At 50.0% G+C, this 1,096-nt stretch carries 1 protein-coding gene; it reads right to left on the reverse strand.

Annotated features, from left to right (window positions below; translation table 11 throughout):
- Positions 1-1,087, reverse strand: a 1,087-nt coding sequence (locus TU81_RS29065) for an ankyrin repeat domain-containing protein (RefSeq protein ID WP_048397933.1), incomplete at its 3' end; no start/stop codon positions are given.
- Positions 1,088-1,096 lie beyond the last annotated feature (9 nt).

Genomic DNA, 1,096 nt, shown 5'->3' on the forward strand with positions numbered 1-1,096 from the left:
TCAGAGCACGCAATGCTTCTGCGTCAGGTTCGCCTTTTTTCGTGAATTTGACAGGTGCCAAAACATAGAGCATCACCTTTTCATCGTCGGGGATCGTCTCTTTTTCAGTTTTCGTATCCCAGGCTTTATCCACGGCCACGAAAGCATCCACTTCGTCTGGCCAGGCCAGGTTGGCATACATGGCATCGGAACGACGAATCAAGAAGCCTTCCGACAAGGGGCCATCATCGAACGTGTGGCGAGCGAGCAGAGACAGCAACTCAACCGGAAAAACCCAAGGACTGTGGGGGGTAAAACCTTGCTGCGTAAGAGGCCAGTCGCCAGGCAAGCATACGAATAATTCGGTATGAGGACTTTTGGCAAAAAGTCCAATGGTGAAGAGTAACTTGAACTTGTTTTTGCCATCAATACAGCTGATACGCAGCTCCAGACCCTCTTCATTAGTGAAGGGGCTCAGTTGTGCGGGTAAAACCCAGCCAGCGGTGTTGTGCACGAAAGTGACTATAGAACCACCAAATTCCTCGGGCCGGCTTTCAACAATGTCCATGATACTGACCGCCCCCGATTTTCTTAAGGTGGACGCAATCTCTGTAAATCCCCAGGTATTGGCGATGTCCAATGGTGCGGTATTCAGCCTGGTGTGCAGTCGATTGATGTTGGCATGGTGTTCTATAAGAAGATTAACGACGTCCTGATGCCCAAAGGTAATCGCGTCAATCAGGGGGGTGGTTATGCTGTTAGGCCACCCATCCACCAAAGCACCGGCCTCAAGAAACCATTGGCATGTTTGTAGATGTCCATTGCCAGCGGCTGCGGCAAGTGGCGTGCTATTGCCGGAACTGACGGCAGGCTGGTCCAGCGCAATACCTAAAGACACCAATAAGCGGCAAATTTCGGTTTGACCCTGTTCGGCAGCCATGTGCAGCAGGGTCTCATGCCCATCAAGGCCATACATGGGCAGGTGCAATAGAACGGAATTTTTCTCTAGGTGCTTTTTTAGTGAGGCTGCACTACCCGACGCGATGTCTGCGTGAATGGCTAATAAAGTCTTGATGTTCTTTTCATAAGTTTCTTCTGGGTTGTTCATTTAAAAAAT

Origin of the sequence: Pseudomonas lini, from assembly GCF_001042905.1 — a bacterium.
GTDB classification, from domain to species: domain Bacteria; phylum Pseudomonadota; class Gammaproteobacteria; order Pseudomonadales; family Pseudomonadaceae; genus Aquipseudomonas; species Aquipseudomonas lini.